This is a genomic window from Herbaspirillum sp. B65 (assembly GCF_000333555.1).
Lineage (GTDB): Bacteria > Pseudomonadota > Gammaproteobacteria > Burkholderiales > Burkholderiaceae_D > Herbaspirillum > Herbaspirillum rubrisubalbicans.
In genome coordinates this window covers 1-2,948 of sequence record NZ_BADI01000244.1, presented here as the reverse complement: position 1 = coordinate 2,948, position 2,948 = coordinate 1, and the positions used below count along the sequence as shown (strand labels likewise).

General features: G+C 61.8%; 4 protein-coding genes. All 4 read left to right on the top strand.

All coding sequences use genetic code 11. The features are described from left to right. Positions 1 to 13: 13 nt before the first annotated feature. Positions 14 to 697, top strand: a complete 684-nt coding sequence (locus tag I5W_RS06455) for an HAD-IIIA family hydrolase (protein WP_441294718.1) — start codon at positions 14 to 16, stop codon at positions 695 to 697. 38 nt (positions 698 to 735) lie between these two features. Continuing rightward, entirely contained in the window at positions 736 to 1,683 is a 948-nt protein-coding gene (locus I5W_RS06450; protein ID WP_171427000.1) for a KpsF/GutQ family sugar-phosphate isomerase, read from the top strand. Between the two features lie 102 nt (positions 1,684 to 1,785). After that, a complete protein-coding gene (kdsA, locus tag I5W_RS06445; RefSeq protein ID WP_017450901.1) occupies positions 1,786 to 2,625 on the top strand; it encodes a 3-deoxy-8-phosphooctulonate synthase in 840 nt (279 codons plus the stop codon). 49 nt (positions 2,626 to 2,674) lie between these two features. Then, positions 2,675 to 2,948, top strand: a 274-nt coding sequence (locus I5W_RS06440; RefSeq protein ID WP_044528613.1) for an oligosaccharide flippase family protein, incomplete at its 3' end; no start/stop codon positions are given.

The window sequence follows — 2,948 nt, the reverse complement described above, 5'->3', positions numbered from 1 at the left end:
CTGGAGGCGCANAATGCTGGAACAACTGCGCATCATGGATGCCGGCTGGCAGATCCGCGTGATCGAAGTCGACCATGCGGCACCCGGCGTAGATACGCCGGCTTGCCTGGAGCGCGTGCGCGCGCTGATGTCCGGTCTGCCGGACCCGGCGCTGAAGACCGGCAGCCTGGCCGACGTGAAGCTGGTCATCACCGATATCGATGGCGTACTTACCGATGGCGGCATCTGGTACGACGACAGTGGCGAATGCCTCAAGCGCTTCCACGTGCGCGATGGCATGGGCATCAAGATGCTGCAGGAAGCCGGCGTCAACGTGGCCGTGATCTCCGGTCGCGATTCAGCCACCCTGCGCCGCCGCCTGGCCGACCTGGGCATCACCGTGTTCCAACTCGGTGCCAAGGACAAGGCCGGCGCCTGTCGGGCCATCATGGAGCAATTCCAGGTCGGCCCCGACGCCACCGCCATGATCGGTGACGACAGCATCGACCTGCCCGGCTTTGCTGCCTGTGCCTGGCCGGTGGCCGTCGATGACGCGCCGGACTACGTCAAACGTCATGCCCGCGTGGTACTGACCAAGGCGGGCGGACAAGGGGCTTTCCGTGAATTTTCCGATAGCGTATTGAACGCACAGAACCGTTCAGCCATCTATGACAGCGTTGCTGGATATGCCCAGGCCATGAACCGCATGGCGCAGTAAGCCGCCCCGACATCAAACAAGTGAGAAGTGAGTACAGCATGAGAACAACCGGAATCCGGGTCTTCCAGGAACAGGCGCAAGCCCTGAACATGATCGCCGAGCGCCTGGCCGATGAATTCGAGCAGGCCGTCGAATTGATGTATGCCACCCGTGGCCGCGTGATCGTCTCGGGCATGGGCAAGTCCGGCATCATCGGCAGCAAGATCGCTGCCACCCTCGCCTCCACCGGCACCTCCTCCTTCTTCGTGCACCCCGGCGAGGCCTATCATGGCGATCTTGGGATGTTCACCGAAGCCGATACCGCCATCCTGATTTCCTACAGCGGCGAAACCGAAGAAGTGATCCGCCTGATCCCCTCACTGCGCCACTTCGGGCTGCGCATCATCGCCATCGTCGGCAAACGCAACTCCACCCTGGGCAAGAATGCCGACGTGGTGCTGGATGTCTCGGTGCCGCGTGAAGCCTGCCCCAACAACCTGGCGCCGACGACCTCGACCACCGCCACCCTGGTGATGGGCGATGCCTTGGCCGTGGCCTTGATCGAAAAGCGCGACTTCAAACCCAATGACTTCGCCCGCTTCCACCCCGGTGGCAGCCTGGGCAAGCGCCTGCTCACGCGCGTCAAGGATGTGATGCATACCCAGGTTCCATGGGTGATGCGCGAGACACCGATCATCGACGTGATCGGCCAAATGACCGAAGGCGGCCTGGGTATGGCCCTGGTCAGTGCCGACGACAGCCGCCAGACACTATGCGGCGTGATCACCGACGGCGACTTGCGGCGCGCCCTGGCCGCCCGCAAGGACATCTATCACATCACCGCAGCCGACCTGATGAATACCTCGCCCAAGACCGTGCCGGAAAATGAGATGTTCGTCGATGCCGAGGCCAAGATGCTGGAACTGAACATCACCGCTCTGGTGGCGCTCAACGAAGCACAGCATGTGGTGGGCGTACTCAAGCTGCTGGACGCCAAACGTCTGTAATTGTCTGCAATCACGGTACAAACCACAGTATCCTCCCCCTCCAGGCGCGAATCGATCGCCGCCGGAATTTGAAAATCACCCTCCTGCATGAGGAAAGAGAACATGATCAAGATCAACGATATCGAGGTTGGAAACGAACTGCCCTTCGTTCTTTTCGGTGGCATCAACGTGTTGGAATCGGAACAGTTCGCCGTCGATGTCTGCGGTGAATATGTGCGCATCACCAAGGAACTGGGCATTCCCTACGTGTTCAAGGCGTCCTTCGACAAGGCCAATCGCTCCTCCATCAAGAGCTATCGTGGTCCTGGCCTGGAGGCCGGCCTGAAGATCTTCGAAGCAGTCAAGAAGGCGCATGGCGTACCGGTGCTCACCGACGTCCACGAGCCCTACCAAGCCGCCGAAGTGGCCAGCGTGTGCGACGTGCTGCAACTGCCCGCCTTCCTGGCGCGCCAGACCGACCTGGTGATCGCCTTGGCCAAGACCGGCAAGGTCATCAACATCAAGAAGCCGCAATTCGTCAGCCCGCCGCAGATGAAGAACATCGTGGAGAAGTTTGAAGAAGGCGGCAATACCAACGTCATGCTGTGCGACCGTGGCGCGCAGTTCGGCTATGACAACCTGGTAGTGGACATGCTGGGCTTTGGCGTGATGAAGCAGGTCAGCGGCAACAAGCCGGTGATCTTCGACGTCACCCATGCACTGCAGCAGCGCGAATCCGGTGCGGCTGCCTCCGGCGGTCGTCGTGGCCAGGTTACCGAACTGGCACGCGCCGGCATGGCCCTGGGCCTGGCTGGCCTGTTCCTGGAAGCCCACCCCGACCCATCCAAGGCCCTCTGTGATGGCCCCAGCGCACTACGCCTGTCGCAGCTCAAGCCTTTCCTGGAACAGGTCAAGGCAGTCGATGAGCTGGTCAAGAACCTGCCCGAGCTGGATACCCACTGAGCATGGGGGCTGCCATTGAGGCGGGTCTGCCCGCACTGCGGGGCGCTGCATGAGCGCCGCTGCCAACGCCCGCTGGATCGCGCTGACGCAGGTCGTCAAGATCCTCTCGCAACTGGTCAACATGTTCGTGTTGACCCGCCTGATCGCCCCCTCCGAATACGGATTGATGGCCATGGCCGGGGTGGCCACCAACCTGGCCTTCGTGCTGCGGGACATGGGCACGGCCGCGGCCATCATCCAAAAGGCCGAGATCAGCCAAGCCGATACCTCTTCGGGGTTCTGGCTGAACATGGCCGGCGGCACGCTGCTGATGGTCTTGCTGT